Genomic DNA, 849 nt, shown 5'->3' with positions numbered 1-849 from the left:
TTCGTCATTCCAGACGTAGCGGGTGTTCATCTGCGAGAACGAGGCCCAGTGCCGCACGCAGCGCGCCGCTTTGCCCGCGCGTTCCCATTCCCAGAAGAAGCTCGCGCCGCCGGTCAACTGCCGCTGCAGGATGACGTGGTGGTCGTCGTAGTCGTAATGCTCGCTGTCGCCGATGGCGTTGGTCGCAACCAGCAGGCGCTGCCGGGCATCAAAACTGTAACTGGCGAGGTTTTGCTCGGTCGCCCATTTATCCTGTGCAAAGACCTGGTAATCGACCGCCACCAGTTGCGAGCGGTCATAGCGCAGCAGCAATGCGCGCCCGGCGCCGTTGTGCAGGCGCTGAACACGGTCGGACCGATCGCGTTGCAGCGTCAGACGATTGCCATGGGCGTCGCTGATCGCCGTCAGCCGTCCCGCGCGAAAGTGATAAAACCGCGCGCTGTCGCCGGCCAGGGCGAGGATCAGTTCTTCGGGTTCGTCGCCAAGAAAAATCGCCGCCCGCGACAGGCTGTTGTGGATGGCCGGGCGCGCTGCGTCGGGTAAAGGGAAACGGGTGCGGCGGTTTTCGTGGTCGATCCAGATCACGCCATCGCCGTCGAAAGCCAGGCGATGGGCCAGCGTATGGCTCCAGCCGAACCCGAGGCCACTGTCGATTTCGACCGCGCTGCTGCGGTACAAACGGGTGAATTCGAACGGCAGCACGCCGTCGAGCACCGCGTCGGTCAGGGTCAGCAGCTCTTCGCCGGTGACCATCGACACCGGGCAGCCGTTTTTACAGGTATTGGGGACGCAGTCGGCGGCATCGCCGTTGGGGTTTTTCGCCTGGTCGGGGGCGTCGTCGTGGGGCTC

At 64.3% G+C, this 849-nt stretch carries 1 protein-coding gene; it reads right to left on the bottom strand.

The features are described from left to right. The coding region (locus tag HU727_RS25490; RefSeq protein ID WP_225919902.1) for a DUF6531 domain-containing protein at positions 1-849 on the bottom strand (849 nt) is incomplete at both ends.

Origin of the sequence: Pseudomonas khorasanensis (genome assembly GCF_014268505.2) — a bacterium.
Classification (GTDB): Bacteria; Pseudomonadota; Gammaproteobacteria; order Pseudomonadales; family Pseudomonadaceae; genus Aquipseudomonas; species Aquipseudomonas khorasanensis.
This window is presented reverse-complemented; position numbering and strand designations above follow the sequence as displayed.